The organism is Streptomyces cyaneofuscatus (assembly GCF_000718135.1).
Classification (GTDB): Bacteria; Actinomycetota; Actinomycetes; order Streptomycetales; family Streptomycetaceae; genus Streptomyces; species Streptomyces cyaneofuscatus.
On sequence record NZ_JOEM01000015.1, the window covers coordinates 85,884 to 100,581 of the forward strand.

15 protein-coding genes are annotated in these 14,698 nt (G+C 71.6%); 8 read left to right on the forward strand and 7 right to left on the reverse strand.

What is annotated here, in order from left to right:
• Nucleotides 1–71 precede the first annotated feature (71 nt).
• Complete coding sequence (locus tag IF17_RS0124025) at nucleotides 72–620, forward strand: riboflavin biosynthesis intermediates N-glycosidase (RefSeq protein ID WP_030569468.1); 549 nt, start codon at nucleotides 72–74, stop codon at nucleotides 618–620.
• A gap of 83 nt (nucleotides 621–703) precedes the next feature.
• On the opposite strand, the gene IF17_RS0124030 is transcribed toward IF17_RS0124025, so the two are convergent.
• On the reverse strand, nucleotides 704–1,390 hold the full coding sequence (locus IF17_RS0124030; RefSeq protein WP_078616014.1) for a DUF4190 domain-containing protein: 687 nt from the start codon (nucleotides 1,388–1,390) through the stop codon (nucleotides 704–706).
• A 138-nt stretch (nucleotides 1,391–1,528) separates the two neighbouring features.
• Between IF17_RS0124030 and IF17_RS0124035 the strand changes: the two genes are divergently transcribed.
• The 3 genes from IF17_RS0124035 (at nucleotide 1,529) to IF17_RS0124045 (ending at nucleotide 4,235) form a co-directional block, all read left to right on the forward strand.
• On the forward strand, nucleotides 1,529–2,563 hold the full coding sequence (locus tag IF17_RS0124035) for an adenosine deaminase (RefSeq protein WP_030569475.1): 1,035 nt from the start codon (nucleotides 1,529–1,531) through the stop codon (nucleotides 2,561–2,563).
• A 93-nt stretch (nucleotides 2,564–2,656) separates the two neighbouring features.
• Nucleotides 2,657–3,385: a glycerophosphodiester phosphodiesterase gene (locus tag IF17_RS0124040; RefSeq protein WP_030569478.1), complete on the forward strand. Its 729-nt coding sequence runs from the start codon at nucleotides 2,657–2,659 to the stop codon at nucleotides 3,383–3,385.
• 46 nt (nucleotides 3,386–3,431) lie between these two features.
• On the forward strand, nucleotides 3,432–4,235 hold the full coding sequence (locus tag IF17_RS0124045) for an SAM-dependent methyltransferase (protein WP_030569481.1): 804 nt from the start codon (nucleotides 3,432–3,434) through the stop codon (nucleotides 4,233–4,235).
• Between the two features lies 1 nt (nucleotide 4,236).
• On the opposite strand, the gene IF17_RS0124050 is transcribed toward IF17_RS0124045, so the two are convergent.
• From IF17_RS0124050 to IF17_RS0124060, 3 genes are all read right to left on the reverse strand, one after another.
• Entirely contained in the window at nucleotides 4,237–4,773 is a 537-nt protein-coding gene (locus IF17_RS0124050) for a hypothetical protein (protein WP_030569485.1), read from the reverse strand.
• Between the two features lie 54 nt (nucleotides 4,774–4,827).
• On the reverse strand, nucleotides 4,828–5,991 hold the full coding sequence (locus IF17_RS0124055; RefSeq protein ID WP_030569488.1) for a polyamine ABC transporter substrate-binding protein: 1,164 nt from the start codon (nucleotides 5,989–5,991) through the stop codon (nucleotides 4,828–4,830).
• Nucleotides 5,992–6,155: 164 nt separating this feature from the next.
• Entirely contained in the window at nucleotides 6,156–7,595 is a 1,440-nt protein-coding gene (locus IF17_RS0124060) for a gamma-aminobutyraldehyde dehydrogenase (protein ID WP_030569491.1), read from the reverse strand.
• A gap of 176 nt (nucleotides 7,596–7,771) precedes the next feature.
• On the opposite strand from IF17_RS0124060, the gene IF17_RS0124065 reads away from it, so the two are divergent.
• From IF17_RS0124065 to IF17_RS0124080, 4 genes are all read left to right on the forward strand, one after another.
• Nucleotides 7,772–8,263, forward strand: a complete 492-nt coding sequence (locus tag IF17_RS0124065) for an Lrp/AsnC family transcriptional regulator (RefSeq protein WP_030569493.1) — start codon at nucleotides 7,772–7,774, stop codon at nucleotides 8,261–8,263.
• Complete coding sequence (locus IF17_RS0124070) at nucleotides 8,248–9,627, forward strand: aspartate aminotransferase family protein (protein WP_032772523.1); 1,380 nt, start codon at nucleotides 8,248–8,250, stop codon at nucleotides 9,625–9,627. Before IF17_RS0124065 ends, IF17_RS0124070 begins: the two co-directional genes overlap by 16 nt.
• 231 nt (nucleotides 9,628–9,858) lie before the next feature.
• On the forward strand, nucleotides 9,859–10,599 hold the full coding sequence (locus tag IF17_RS0124075) for an ABC transporter ATP-binding protein (RefSeq protein WP_026241009.1): 741 nt from the start codon (nucleotides 9,859–9,861) through the stop codon (nucleotides 10,597–10,599).
• Complete coding sequence (locus tag IF17_RS0124080) at nucleotides 10,581–11,741, forward strand: hypothetical protein (RefSeq protein WP_030569500.1); 1,161 nt, start codon at nucleotides 10,581–10,583, stop codon at nucleotides 11,739–11,741. Before IF17_RS0124075 ends, IF17_RS0124080 begins: the two co-directional genes overlap by 19 nt.
• 62 nt (nucleotides 11,742–11,803) lie before the next feature.
• Here IF17_RS0124080 and IF17_RS0124085 read toward each other — a convergent pair whose 3' ends face one another.
• The 3 genes from IF17_RS0124085 to IF17_RS0124095 all read right to left on the reverse strand — a co-directional run bounded on the left by IF17_RS0124085 (nucleotide 11,804) and on the right by IF17_RS0124095 (nucleotide 14,675).
• Nucleotides 11,804–12,259, reverse strand: coding sequence for an SRPBCC family protein (locus IF17_RS0124085; protein ID WP_030569503.1), 456 nt, complete (start codon nucleotides 12,257–12,259; stop codon nucleotides 11,804–11,806).
• 83 nt (nucleotides 12,260–12,342) lie between these two features.
• Nucleotides 12,343–13,479: a glycosyltransferase family 4 protein gene (locus IF17_RS0124090; RefSeq protein WP_030569506.1), complete on the reverse strand. Its 1,137-nt coding sequence runs from the start codon at nucleotides 13,477–13,479 to the stop codon at nucleotides 12,343–12,345.
• A complete protein-coding gene (locus tag IF17_RS0124095; RefSeq protein ID WP_030569509.1) occupies nucleotides 13,476–14,675 on the reverse strand; it encodes a glycosyltransferase 87 family protein in 1,200 nt (399 codons plus the stop codon). The genes IF17_RS0124090 and IF17_RS0124095 overlap by 4 nt, the downstream gene beginning before the upstream one ends.
• Nucleotides 14,676–14,698: the final 23 nt, after the last annotated feature.

A 14,698-nucleotide genomic window follows, 5' to 3' on the forward strand; every position in this document is an offset into this window, starting at 1 on the left:
TCGACCATGTGTCGTGTCGGTGCGGAAATCCCCGTACGGAGTGTCAGTGGCGGATGCCACACTCACATGCCATGGGACCGATCGATGAGCTTGTGGCGGACGTGGCGCGGGGCAAGCGGGTGAAGTATCTGCCGTTCTGGGGCCACCGCCCGCGCCCGGACGGCCGGCTGGGGCCGAGCTGCCTGAGCCAGTGGTGGCCCTCGCCCTTCACGGTGGACGGGGTCACGTACGCGAGCGCGGAGCACTGGATGATGGCCGGCAAGGCCCGCCTCTTCGGCGATACGGAGGCGGAGCGGGCGGCCGTTGCGGCGAGCAGCCCGGCGGCGGCGAAGAAGGCGGGGCGGCTGGTGCGCGGCTTCGACGAGGACCTGTGGATACGGGAGCGGTTCGCCCTGGTCGTGGAGGGCTCCACGCACAAGTTCGGGCAGAGCCCTGAGCTGGCCGGCTATCTGCTGGGCACGGGTGACCGGGTGCTGGTGGAGGCGTCCCCGCTGGACCGGATCTGGGGCATCGGGCTGGCGGCGGACGACGAGCGGGTGGAGCGGCCGCAGGAGTGGCGGGGGCTGAATCTGCTGGGGTTCGCGCTGATGGAGGCGCGGGCGCGGCTGCGGGCCTCGTAGCCGGCGGGTACGACAGCGCCGCCCGGTCCGGCGGGGAGTGGTTCCCTGCCGGACCGGGCGGCGGATGCGGTACGTCCCCGGGGCTAGCTCCGGCCCTCGATGACCAGCGACGTGGCGAACGGGTCGTCGTCGTAGGTGTCGTCGAAGCTGGAGTCACCGTTGGCGATGGCCCAGATGATGAAGCCGAGGAGCACGGAACCGATCACGATGCCGACCGAGCCCGTGATGATCCCGGCGATCGCCATGCCCCGGTTGGTCGCCTCGCCGCGCTTGGCCCGGCCGAGGCCGATGATGCCGAAGATCAGCGCGAGGATGCCGAGGATGATGTTCACCCCGTACATGCAGAAGCCGACCACCGAGATGATGCCGAGCACCAGCGCGGCCGTGCCGAGGCCGTTCGAGGGCTGCGGCCCCCAGGGCTGCTGGCCGCCGTAGGCGTCGTAGCCCGGGTAGCCGCCGTACGGCTGCGCCGGCGGGGCCGGGTAACCGTAGTGCCCGGTGGTCGGGGGCGGCGGTGGCTGGTGGCCGGGGCCGACCGGCGGCGGCGGTACGGCCGAGGGCGGCGGGCCGAAGCCGCCGCCCGCCGGTATCGGTCCGGTGGATTCCGGGGCCGGGCCCGCACTCGGCATCGACGTCACGGTCTGCTGGTCGTGGACGGCGGGCGGCGGCGGTGCCGCGTCCTGCTTGCCCAGCTCCACCCTGCTGTCCGGCGGTGCCCACGGATCGCGCGGCGCGGCCCCGCCCCCGGGCTGCTCTGTGTTGTCTGACATGGGCCTCCCCCATCGTGGTCCCGTCATGCTACGGCCCGGTTCCGTGCCGCCTCACCCCGCCTACGATGATCGGTGCAGCCGGCCGGACCACCCCCGGGGCTCCGCCGATGTACACGCCGAACTGTGGGAGACAGACACATGACCGATCCGCACCCCTTCATCGCCGGGCTGCCCAAGGCCGAGCTCCACGTCCACCATGTCGGGTCCGCCTCGCCCCGGATCGTCGCCGAACTGGCCGCCCGGCACCCGGACTCGAAGGTCCCCACGGACCCGGAGGCGCTGGCCGACTACTTCACCTTCACCGACTTCGCGCACTTCATCGAGGTCTACCTCTCGGTGGTGGACCTGATCCGCACCCCCGAGGACGTCCGGCTGCTCACCTTCGAGGTGGCGCGGGACATGGCCCGGCAGAACATCCGGTACGCGGAGCTGACCGTGACCCCGTTCAGCTCGACCCGGCGCGGCATCCCGGAGGTGGCCTTCATGGAGGCCATCGAGGACGCCCGCAAGTCGGCCGAGGCCGAGCTGGGCGTCATCCTGCGCTGGTGCTTCGACATCCCGGGTGAGGCCGGGCTCCAGGCCGCCGAGGAGACGGCCCGGCTCGCGGTGGAGCGGCGGCCCGACGGGCTCGTCTCCTTCGGCCTCGGCGGACCGGAGATCGGGGTGGAGCGCCCGCAGTTCAAGCCCTACTTCGACCGGGCCATCGCCGAGGGCCTCCACTCGGTGCCGCACGCCGGGGAGACCACCGGACCGCAGACCATCTGGGACGCGCTCACCGTCCTGCGCGCCGAGCGCATCGGCCACGGCACCAGCTCCGTCCAGGACCCGAAGCTGCTGGAGCACCTCGCCGAGCACCGCATCGCCCTGGAGGTCTGCCCGACGTCGAACATCGCCACCCGCGCGGTCACCGACATCGAGCTCCACCCGATCCGGGAGATGGTCCAGGCGGGCGTCCTGGTCACCGTCAACAGCGACGACCCGCCCATGTTCGGCACCGACCTCAACAACGAGTACGCGGTCGCCGCCCGGCTGTTGAAGCTGGACGAGCAGGGCATCGCCGGCCTCGCGAAGAACGCGGTGGAGGCCTCGTTCCTGGACCCGGCCGGCAAGCGCCGGCTGGCCGAGGAGATCGACACGTACACGGCGAACTGGCTCCGGGGCCCCGCCCGCTGACCCGGACACGTAACCGTCCCGCTGACCCGGACACGTACGCGGAAAACCACCTCCGGCGCCCCGTCCGCCGACCCCGGTCGTCACAATGGCCCCATGGCCGACACCACCTCCCGCCTCACCGCCGTCGCGCATCGCGGCGACCCGTACCGGGCCCGCGAGAACACGCTGCCCTCGATCCGCTCCGCCCTCGACCGGGGGGCGGACGCGGTCGAGATCGACGTACGCGTGACCCGCGACGGGGTGCCCGTCCTGCTCCACGACGAGACGCTGGAGCGGCTGTGGGGCCATGACCGGCGCGTCGACCGGCTCACCCACCAGGAGGTGCTGGAGCTGACCGGCGGCGGGGTGCCGACCCTGCGCGAGGCGCTGGACGCCACCGAGGGGCACCGGGTGATGGTGGACCTGCCCGGCTCCACGGACGCCTCGGTGAAGAAGGTCGTGGGTACGGTCCTGGAGTGCGGGGCGGGCGAGCGGGCGTACTACTGCGCGGGCGCGGACGCGATGCTGCGGGTGCGCGCCGTGGACCCGGCGGCGGAGATCGCGCTGACCTGGAACACGCTCGCCCCGCCGCGCCCGGTCCTGCTGGAGGCGGTGAAGCCGCGCTGGCTGAACTACCGCTTCGGGCTCGTCAGCCGCGAACTGGCCGACCGGGCGCACCGGGACGGGTTCCTCGTCTCCGCCTGGACGGCCGACACCAAGCGCACGATGCGCCGGCTGATCGAGCGGGGCGTCGACTCGATCACCACCAACCGGATCGACGCCCTGCACAAGCTGCGGTCCAACTCCCCCGGCACCGAGGGGCTCTTGATCGGTCCGGCATGATGGTCGGTGCCGTGAAGCGCCGGACGGGTACCGAGGAGCAGCAGACGTGAGTGAGAGCCGACCGCAGGCCGAAGCCCCCGCGCGGATACGTTCCGACGTCGCGCACAACGCCCGGGTCTGGAACTACTGGCTGGGCGGCAAGGACCACTACCCGGTGGACCGGGCGGTGGGTGACCAGGTGACCGGGATGTATCCGAGCATCGGTGAAGTGGCCCGCGCGGACCGGGCGTTCCTCGGCCGGGTGGTGCGGCATCTGGCCGGGGACGTGGGTGTCGACCAGTTCCTGGACATCGGCACCGGTCTGCCGACGGCCGACAACACCCACGAGATCGCCCAGCACACCGCCCCGCACGCCCGGGTCGTCTACGTGGACAACGACCCGATCGTGCTGGCGCATGCGCGGGCCCTGCTCAGCGGTTCGCTGGAGGGCGCCACCGAGTACGTCGACGCGGACGCGCACCACCCGGAGCGGATCCTGAAGGCGGCGGAGCCCACCCTGGACCTGGGGCGGCCCGTGGCGGTGATGATGCTCGGCATCCTCAACTTCGTGCTGGACACGGACGAGGCGCGGTCCATCGTCCGCACGCTGATGGCGGCCGTCCCGTCCGGGAGCCACCTGGTGCTGACCCACCCGACGCTGGAGCTGGGCGGCGAGGGCAACGAGGCGGCGATGCGCTTCTGGAACGAGAACGCCACCCCGCCGATCACCGCCCGCAGCCGGGAGGAGGTCATATCGTTCCTGGACGGGCTGGACCTGCTGGAGCCGGGGATCGTCTCCTGCTCCCGCTGGCGTACGAACCCACGGGAGCCGGAGGTGGCGCAGTTCGGCGTGGTGGCGCGGAAGCCGTGACTCAGAAGGCTGCCGGAGCGGGCGTGGCGGCCGGTGCCTGCTCCAGCACCTCCAGCCGCTTGATCATGCGCCGCACGATCAGCAGCGGGATGACACCGAAGACCCCGAAGGACATGTCGATCACGGACCACCAGAACGGGATGTCGCGGATCGGGCCGCATATCAGGGCGAGCGGGATGATCCCGGCACAGGCGATCATGCCGAACTCGATGACCCAGATGTTGCGGACCGGGTCGCGGTAGGGCCCGTAGAAGGCGACGGCGATGACCAGGTGGGCGAAGGCCAGCCAGTCGGTGCCGTACAGCATGAAGGGCTGGTCCCGCTCGATGGTGTCGAGCCCTTCGCGGACCCGGGTGATCCACTCCATCAGGCCCGGGAGGTGCTCGGGGACCGGGGAGGCTGAGGCGCCCAGGAGGTCCTCGGCCCAGCGGAGTTCGGTGACGAGCGGGAAGGCCGTGATGCCGCTCAGCACCAGGCAGACGATGAAGAAGACCAGCCACCTGCGTATACGCCGCGTGAGGGCGTGTCGCTCGCTCATATCCGCAGCGTACGCCCGTGTTTACCGCCCCTTTACGGCACCCCTGTCAGCGCTTCACAAGCCGACGATGGAGTTCCATTTCTTGGCGAAGTCCGTCCGCTCCTCGGAGGTGATGTCGCGGGCGATGGCGAGCCGTTGACGCATCGTGTCGTCGGGGAAGATCAGCGGATCCTCGGCGAGCGCGGCCGTCTCCTCGTCCTTCGAGGAGGCGAGGACGTCGCGGGCGGCGGGGACCGGGCAGACGTAGTTGACCCAGGTGGCGAGTTCGGCGGCGATCTCGGGGTCGTAGTAATGGTCGATCAGCCGCTCGGCGTTGCGCTTGTGGCGGGCGAGGTTGGGAATCATCAGCGACTCGGCCCACAGCTCGGCGCCCTCCTCGGGGACGACGAACTCGATGTCGGGGTTGTCGGCCTGGAGCTGGATGACATCGCCGGAGTACGCCTGGCAGGCCAGCACATCGCCGGTGGCGAGGTCCTTGATGTAGTCGTTGCCGGTGAAGCGGCGGATGTGCTTGGAGCGGACCCTGCGCTCCGTCTGCTCGCAGATCTCGTGGAAGTCGTCGGGCGTCCAGCGGGTGATGTCGACGCCGTTGCCCTGCATCAGCAGCGCGAACGACTCGTCGAGGCCGGAGAGCAAGGTGACCCGGCCGCGCAGGTCGTCCGCCCACAGGTCACCGGTGGAGCGGATCTCGCGGCCGAGCCGCTTCCGGTTGTACGCGATGCCGGTGATCCCGGACTGCCAGGGGACGCTGTGGAGCCGCCCCTCGTCGAAGGCGGGCGAACGCAGCTGCGGATCGAGGTACTTGGCCACGTTGGGCTGCTTGGCCCGGTCCATCTCCTGGACCCAGCCGAGCCGGACGAAGCGGGCCGCCATCCAGTCGCTGATGACGATCAGGTCCCGGCCGGTCTGCTGGTGGTTCATCAGCGCGGGGCTGATCTTCCCGAAGAACTCGTCGTTGTCGTTGATCTCCTCGGTGTACGTGACGGAGATCCCGGTCCGCTTCGAGAAGGCGTCCAGGGTGGGCCGCTTCGACTCGTTGTCGTCGTCGGTGTCGATGTAGAGCGGCCAGTTGGCGAAGTGCAGGGTGTGGTCGGTGGCGGAGCTGTCGTGTCCGGCCCGGTCCCCCGGCTCGACGAAGGCCGCGGGCACCCCGCAGCTGGCCAGGGTGGCGCCGGCCGCTCCCGCCCCGAGGGCGCGCAGCAGGGAACGGCGGGACATGGGGTTCTTCCTGATCGCTCGCACCCGCGCAGAATGCCCGTCGGCGGTCGCGCGGACAATGGACCAAGCGTCCAGCGGGAGGGTCCCGCCCCGCACACGTTGTCCAGATACGCGTACGGCCCCGGGCGCGGAGCCCGGGGCCGTACACCTCAACAGCGCGGCGGTCAGTCCTCGATGGACGTCATGACGTGCTTGATGCGCGTGTAGTCCTCGAAGCCGTATGCGGAGAGGTCCTTGCCGTAGCCGGACTTCTTGAATCCGCCGTGCGGCATCTCGGCGACGAGCGGGATGTGGGTGTTGATCCACACGCAGCCGAAGTCGAGGTTCTTGGACATGCGCATGGCGCGGGAGTGGTTGGTCGTCCAGACCGAGGAGGCGAGCGCGTAGTCGACGCCGTTCGCGTACTCCACGGCCTGCTTCTCGTCGCTGAACGACTGGACCGTGATGACGGGCCCGAAGACCTCGTTCTGGATGATCTCGTCGTCCTGCTTGAGGCCGGAGACGACGGTCGGGGCGTAGAAGTAGCCCTTGTCGCCGACCCGGTGGCCGCCCGCCTCGACCTTGGCGTGGGCGGGGAGCCGCTCGATGAAGCCGCTGACCTGCTTGAGCTGGTTGGCGTTGTTGAGCGGGCCGTACGCCACGTCCTCGTCGTCCGGCTGCCCGGTCTTCGTGTCGGCGGCGGCCTTGGCGAGCGCGGCGGTGAACTCGTCGTGAATGGACTCGTGGACCAGGACGCGGGTCGCGGCCGTACAGTCCTGGCCCGCGTTGAAGAAGCCCGCCTCCGAGACGCCGGAGACGGTCTTGGCGATGTCGGCGTCCTCGAAGACCACGACGGGCGCCTTGCCACCGAGCTCCAGGTGGACCCGCTTGACGTCCTTGGCGGCGGACTCGGCGACCTGGATGCCGGCCCGGACGGAACCGGTGATGGAGGCCATCGCCGGGGTCGGGTGCTCGACCATCGCGCGGCCGGTGTCCCGGTCGCCGCACAGGACGTTGAAGACGCCCTTGGGCAGGATCTGGCCCATGATCTCGGCCATCAGCACGGTGGAGGCCGGGGTGGTGTCGGACGGCTTGATCACGACGGTGTTGCCCGCGGCGAGCGCCGGGGCGAACTTCCAGACGGCCATCATCATCGGGTAGTTCCACGGCGCGACCTGCGCGCATACGCCGACGGGCTCGCGGCGCACGATGGAGGTCAGGCCCTCCATGTACTCGCCGGCCGAGCGGCCCTCCAGGAGGCGGGCGGCACCGGCGAAGAAGCGGATCTGGTCCACCATCGGCGGGATCTCTTCGCTGCGGGTGAGCCCGATCGGCTTGCCGGTGTTCTCCGACTCGGCCGCGATCAGGTCCTCCGCGCGCTCCTCGAAGGCGTCCGCGATCTTCAGCAGGGCCTTCTGGCGCTCGGCGGGCGTCGTGTCGCGCCAGGCCGGGAAGGCGGCCGCGGCGGCTTCCATGGCGGCATCGACGTCGGCCTGGCCGGAGAGCGGCGAGGTCGCGTAGACCTCTTCCGTCACCGGGCTGACCACATCGATGGTCCGCCCGTCCGCGGCGTCCCGGAACTCCCCGTTGATGTAGTTGCGCAGACGGCGCACCTCGGTGGTCATGACCACCCCTCCTGTCGGCTGTCCGATGGGTGAGACACCCACCCTAATCGTTCCGGTGACGCTTTCGACATAGGCAACCACCCCCAGCTTCGGATTCAGTCGGTTCTGCACACCCACTCAACGAATTTCATCGATCTGGGGTTGCGAGACAGACGAGTGCGGTGCAGAGTGGATGTGTGGCCAGTCGCAGCGCAGACTCCAGGACCGGGAACGGATCGTCACCAGCGGTCGATGCCGTCTCCCTCGCAATCATCGAGCAGCTCCAGGAGGACGGGCGGCGTCCGTACGCAGCGATCGGCAAGGCCGTCGGCCTCTCCGAAGCGGCTGTGCGCCAGCGCGTTCAGAAGCTGCTCGACCAGGGCGTGATGCAGATCGTCGCCGTCACGGACCCGCTCACCGTGGGATTCCGGCGCCAGGCGATGGTCGGCATCAATGTCGAGGGCGACCTCGACCCGGTGGCCGAAGCCCTGTCGGCCATGGCCGAGTGCGAGTACGTGGTGATGACCGCGGGCTCCTTCGACCTGATGGTGGAGATCGTCTGCGAGGACGACGACCACCTGCTGGAGACGATCAACAAACGCATCCGGACCCTTCCCGGCGTGCGCTCCACCGAGAGCTTTGTTTACCTCAAGCTCAAGAAGCAGACCTATATGTGGGGAACCCGATAGCCGTGAGCAAGGACCTCAGCCGAACCGCGTACGACCACCTGTGGATGCACTTCACCCGCATGTCGGACTACGAGAACGCGCCTGTTCCCACCATCGTGCGTGGCGAGGGAACGTACATCTTCGACGACAAGGGCAAGCGCTACCTGGACGGTCTCTCCGGCCTGTTCGTGGTCAACGCCGGCCACGGTCGTCACGAGCTCGCCGAGACGGCGTACAAGCAGGGCCAGGAGCTCGCCTTCTTCCCGGTGTGGTCCTACGCCCACCCGAAGGCCGTCGAGCTGGCCGAGCGTCTCGCCGACTACGCCCCGGGCGACCTCAACAAGGTCTTCTTCACCACCGGTGGCGGCGAGGCCGTCGAGACCGCCTGGAAGCTGGCCAAGCAGTACTTCAAGCTCAAGGGCCAGCCGACCAAGTACAAGGTCATCTCGCGTGCGGTCGCCTACCACGGCACCCCGCAGGGCGCCCTGTCCATCACCGGCCTCCCGGCCCTGAAGGCCCCCTTCGAGCCGCTGGTCCCCGGCGCGCACAAGGTGCCGAACACCAACATCTACCGCGCCCCGCTCTTCGGCGACGACCCGGTGGCCTTCGGCCGCTGGGCCGCCGACCAGATCGAGCAGGAGATCCTCTTCGAGGGCCCCGAGACCGTCGCGGCCGTCTTCCTGGAGCCCGTGCAGAACGCGGGCGGCTGTTTCCCGCCGCCGCCCGGCTACTTCCAGCGGGTCCGCGAGATCTGCGACAAGTACGACGTGCTGCTCGTCTCCGACGAGGTCATCTGCGCCTTCGGCCGCCTCGGCACGATCTTCGCCTGCGACAAGTTCGGCTACGTACCGGACATGATCACCTGCGCGAAGGGCATGACCTCCGGCTACTCCCCGATCGGTGCCTGCATCGTCTCGGACCGCGTCGCCGAGCCGTTCTACCAGGGCGGCAACACCTTCCTGCACGGCTACACCTTCGGCGGCCACCCGGTCTCCGCGGCGGTCGGCCTCGCCAACCTGGACATCTTCGAGCGTGAGAACCTCACGCAGCACGTCCTGGACAACGAGAACGCCTTCCTCACCACGCTGCAGAAGCTGCACGACCTGCCGATCGTCGGCGACGTCCGCGGCAACGGCTTCTTCTACGGCATCGAGCTGGTGAAGGACAAGGCCACCAAGGAGACGTTCACCGACGAGGAGACCGAGCGCGTCCTCTACGGCTTCCTCTCCAAGGCGCTGTACGACAACGGCCTCTACTGCCGGGCCGACGACCGCGGCGACCCGGTCGTCCAGCTCGCGCCGCCGCTGATCTCCGACCAGTCGACGTTCGACGAGATCGAAGGCATCCTGCGGGCCGTGCTGACGGAGGCGTGGGCGAAGCTCTGACCCTCGTGACCTGACCGCTCCGGTCTCCTCTGGATGATCATCATTCAGCGGTCATTTCATACGGTCCACCCGGCCCGGATGCGCCCTTTCGAGTGAGAAGGGGAGCGTCCGGGCCGTGTGCTGTGCGTACACACCGGTCCGACTATCTACGGTGCCCAGTGACCGATCGGCCGCGTCCTCGTTCCCCCGTACGGGGGAACGGGAAAACTCATCCGAACCGAGGTGTACGCCATGGTGGCCCCGCCGGACAACGACGTGATCTGGGCGCGTTCCCTGCACCACTCCCACAACGGATCGCCCGGTCTCGGCGGTGTCTCCGTCTCCGTCCGCGACGCCGAGATCCTGGCCGTGACCGGCCCGCGCGGCAGCGGGAAGACCACTCTGCTGCACTGCCTGTCGGGACGGCTGGTGCCCGAGCAGGGCGAGGTCTGGTTCAACAGCGTCCCCGTGCACACGATGGCTCCCCGGGTGCGCGAGCAGCTGCGGAGGGAACGGTTCGGCTGGATCGGCGCCGATCCGGAGCTCGTCCCCGAGCTGACCACCTGGGAGAACGCGGCGCTGCCGCTGCTGCTGCGCGGTGCCTCGCACCGGGCCGCGAAGAAGGCCGCCACGGAGTGGCTGGAGCGCCTGGACATCGCCGCCCTCGCCAGGAAGCGCCCGCACGCCCTGCTCCAGGCCGAGCGCCAGCGGGTCTCCGTCGCCCGGGCCCTGTGCGGGCAGCCGACGGTGCTCTTCGCCGACGAGCCCACCGCGACCCTGCACCGGGCCGAGCGCTCCCAGCTCCTGCGCACCCTGACCGCCGCGGCCCGCTCGCACGGCATCACGGTGGTCCTGGCCACCCATGACGCCGAGGTCGCCGCCCTCGCCGACCGGACCGTCCCCCTGCTGGACGGCCGCCGCGTCGCCACCGTCGCCCTGCCCGGCGTACCCGCCGATACGGAGGGCAGCGCGGCGTGCTCGCTCTCCGTCTGACCCGCGGTACCCACCCCCTCGTCCTGGTCCGGCGGCTGCTCGTCGCCGCCGCCTCCGCCGGTGTCGGCTTCCTCCTCCTGTGCTCCCTGGGGTACGCCTCCGCGCATCCCGCGTCCGCCGGTTCGGTGCTGCGGCTGCTGTGGTGCTTCGTCCCGCTCGCCGCCACCGTGATGTTCGCCGTGGCGGTGGCCCGTACGGATCCGAGCACGCGGCCCCGGCCCGGCCTCTCCTCGGTGGGCCTCGGCCCGGTGCGACTCTCGGTGCTGGCGGCGGTCTCGACGGCCGTCTCCACCACGCTCGGCTCGATGGTGGCGCTGCTGTTCTTCCTGCATCTGCGGGGAGATCTGACCGGGATGCCGTTCGACGGCGGAGCGGCGGAGTTCCTCGGGGCGGGCACTCCGTTGCCGCTGGCGGCGGCGCTGATGCTGCTCTCCCTCGTACCGGTGCTGTCGGCGACGGCGAGCGCCGTGGCGCTGCGGTCGCGGCCCGACCCGGCGCGGGACACCTTCGGCTCCGAGGAACTGCCGGAGCCCGCCCCGGCGCCGAGCGGCCTCCCCTGGGGTGTGGCGCTGGTGGCCCTGGGGCTGGCGGTCGAGGCGTACGCGTCCCGGGACGCGGCCGGGAGCGCGTTCCCGTTGCCGGGCCGGTTCGAGTCGACCCCGGTTGCGGTGCTGGCCGGCTGGACGCTGGCGGCGGCAGGCCTGGCCGTGGCCGGTCCCGGTCTGACGTATCTGTGCGGGCGGGCGCTCCAGGCGGTGCGCCCGGGTGCCGCACGGCTGCTGGCGGGCCGTGTCCTGATGGACGAGGCGCGCCGGATCGGCCGCCCGCTCGGGATCGTCTGCGCGGTGTTCGCCGCGGTGATCGCCGCGTCGGCGCTGTACGGGGGCGACGAGCGCCCCTGGGGACCGCTCACCGCACTCGGTGCGGTGGTGGTCCTCGGCTGCACGGTGGCGACGCTGCTGACCTCGGCCCTGGAGGCGAAGCAGGCCCGCGCCCACACCGCCGAGTCACTGCTGCGGATGGGCGCCCCCGCTTCCGTGCTGCGCGCCGCGACCGCGCTGCGGGCTGCGGCGCTGCTGGCCCTGTTCGCCCCGCTGACCTGGGTGATCGCGGAGCTGGCGGCGCTGCCGCTGGCGAAGTAGGCCCCGCTTGGGGGGGCTCAGGGGCGGGGGGCTCAGGGGTGGGTTGCGAGGCGGGCGGGGGCTCAGGGGTGGTTGGCGAGGCGGGCGGCCAGCGCGTCGAAGAAGGCCTCCCAGCCGTCCTCGGCCGCCGCGTACTGCTCCGGTGTGAGGTTGCCGCCGCGCTGCTGGAAGGCCAGTTCGGTGGTTCCGTGGCCCAGGTCGGTGAAGGTGACGGTGATGGTCTCGCCCTCTGTGTCCTTCGGCGCTGAGCCGTCCTTGAGCGTGAGGACGAGGCCGTCGGGCTCGCTCACCTCGCGGTAGACCCCGTGGAACGGCATCTCGACGCCCGGCATCACGATGACCAGGCTCCATGCCCCGCCCGGCCGTACGTCCATCGACACCCGGTCCAGTGGAACCTCGGCCTCGCCGCCGTACCAGGCGGCGAAGTCCTCCGGTGACGTCCAGGCCGCGAAGACCCGCCGCTGCGGGGCGTTCAGCACGCGGGTGAGGTCGATGCCCTGGCGGGTGCCACCGTTCATGGTCGGGGTCCTCGTCTCGTGGTCGTGCTTCGGGGTGCGCCTTCAGCTTGCCCGGCCCGCCTCGTCCTGTCCTGTCGCGCCGGTCAGGGGCGCAGCAGCCTCTCCAGCGTCGCGTACGCACTGCCCCACCCCCACGCCTCGCGGACCCAGGCCCGCCCCTTCTCCCCCATCGCTGCGGCGGCTTCCCGGTCCCGCAGCAGCCCGACGAGCCGGTCCGCGACGGCCTCCACGTCCCGGCCGTCCACCACATGACCCGTCTCCCCGTCCCGTACAGCGTCGGGGGCGCCGCCCGAGTCCCCCACCAGCACGGGCAGCCCGGCGGCCGCCGCCTCCAGGAAGACGATCCCGAGCCCCTCCACCTCCAGGCCCCGCCTGCGGGTCCGGCACGGCATGGCGAACACGTCGGCGGCGGCGTAGTGGCCGGGCATCTCGGCGTGCGGCTGCCCACCGGCGAATACCACGTGGTCCGCCACCCCGGTGTCCTCGGCGAGCCGGCGCAGGGTGCGGGCGTACGGCCCCTCGCCGGTCAGCAGGAGTACGACGCCGGGCACCGCACGCCGTACGGCGGGGAGCGCGCGGATCAGGGTGTCCTGGCCCTTGCGGGGGACGAGCCGCGCCGCGCAGAGGATCACCGGCCGCGCGCCCAGCCCGTACCGCTCGCGGATCTCCCGGTGTCCGGCCCGTACGCGGAAGGCCTCCGGGTCCACCCCCGGCGCGAGCCGCACCATACGGCGGGCGGCGGCCGGGCCGAGCGCTGCGGCGATGGGGGCGCGGGTGGCGGCGCCGAGGTAGGTCACCGCGTCGGTACGGTCCCCGATCCGCCGGAGCAGCGCCCTGGCCCCCGGTGTACGGGCCCACCACACCTCGTGCCCGTGCGTCGTGGCGACGGCCCGCCGTATTCCGGCCTCGCGCCGCAGCCTCTCGCCCATCAGCCCGAGCGGCGCGGCGGCCCCGAACCACACGCTGTCGCAGCCGTGGCGCCGGGCCAGCTCCACGGCCCGGGCGGTGGCCCGCGGGGTCGGCAGCAGCATCCGCGCGGGGTCACGGACCACCGGGTAGGGCAGCGCGGCGTCATGGGCGGCCGCCCCCGGTTCGGCGGAGGTGTACACGACGACGGAACCGGCGGGAAAGCGTCCGGCCATGGCGTGGACGAAGGTCTCGATGCCTCCCTGGCGCGGCGGGAAGTCGTTGGTGACGACGAGGGTGCGGCGGCGGGTCATCGCGTTGCCTTCTTCTGTATGCGTACGAACACAGGTGCGTCGACGGGGCGTTGCCGGACCACGGCCGCCCACGCCGCGAGGACCAGCGGGTGCACCAGGTACCCGAACCGGGTCGCGGGCAGGAACGCGATGGCGAGGAGCAGCCCGACCGCGAGCCGCAGCGCGGCGTCCGGGGCCGCGGCCGGAGGGCGTACGAGCAGGGAGACGGCGGCCAGGAGGGCGCTGGCCCCGAGCAGCCCCAGGGCCAGGGTCCGGCCACCCGGGACATAGGTGGCGAGCAGTTGGCCGGGGAGCGGGCTGGCGGCGGAGGACACCGCGTCGGTCAGGCCGAGGGGGAAGGCGATGACGTGGGCGTGGAAGGCCCCGGGATCACGCCAGGCGGCGGGCAGCCCCAGTGCGGCGGCGGTGAGGAGGGCGACGAACGCGCAGCGCAGGCCGGCCCGGCGGCGGTACCCGGCAGAGCCCGCCGCGAGCAGCGCGAGCGCCACCGGCAGCGCGGCCCATGCCGTCCACTTGAGCGCGGCGGCGAGCCCGAGCCAGAGCCCCGCACGCCCGCCCCTCCCCCGGCCTGCCTCCGCCAGCCCCAGGCACATCAGGCCGACCACCGGCAGGTCCACCCCGCCGACCGCGAGCGGCAGGGCGACCAGCGGGCACGCGGCGACCCACAGCAGCGGCTCGCGCCGGAACCCCGTGGGAAGGGCGTACGCGAACGTGGCGAGGAAGGCCGCGCCCATCCAGAGGCGGGGGTCGGTGAGCGGCCCGGAACCGGCCACCGCTTCCGGGAGCCCGAAGGCCGCCATGCCGGGCAGATACGGGGTGAAGTCCTCGGGTATCAAGGGGTGCGCGGCATACGGGGTGCCGTCCGCCAGCAGCAGCGCGGCCGCCCGGGCCACCACCTCCACCTCCAACTGCGCCCGGTCCACGGCCAGGAGCACCACGAGCGGCAGCACGACCCCGCCCGTGACGGCGACTGCGCCCACGGTCCGGGCGGGGCGTCCGCGTGCGGCGAGGACGGCGGCAGCCGCGTAACCGAGTGCGCCGGCTGCGCCCCAGGCGCGGTGCGGGCCGAGCGAGGTGAAGACGGCCAGGGCCAGGGACGCCGCCGCGCAGAACGTCCACCACCCGGGACCGCCGGGCAGCGCGAAGCGGGTCCTTCGTTGCTGGTCAAGGGGGGTGGGAAGAGCAGTCGTCGCCATGGATCCGAGGCTAGGAACGGACC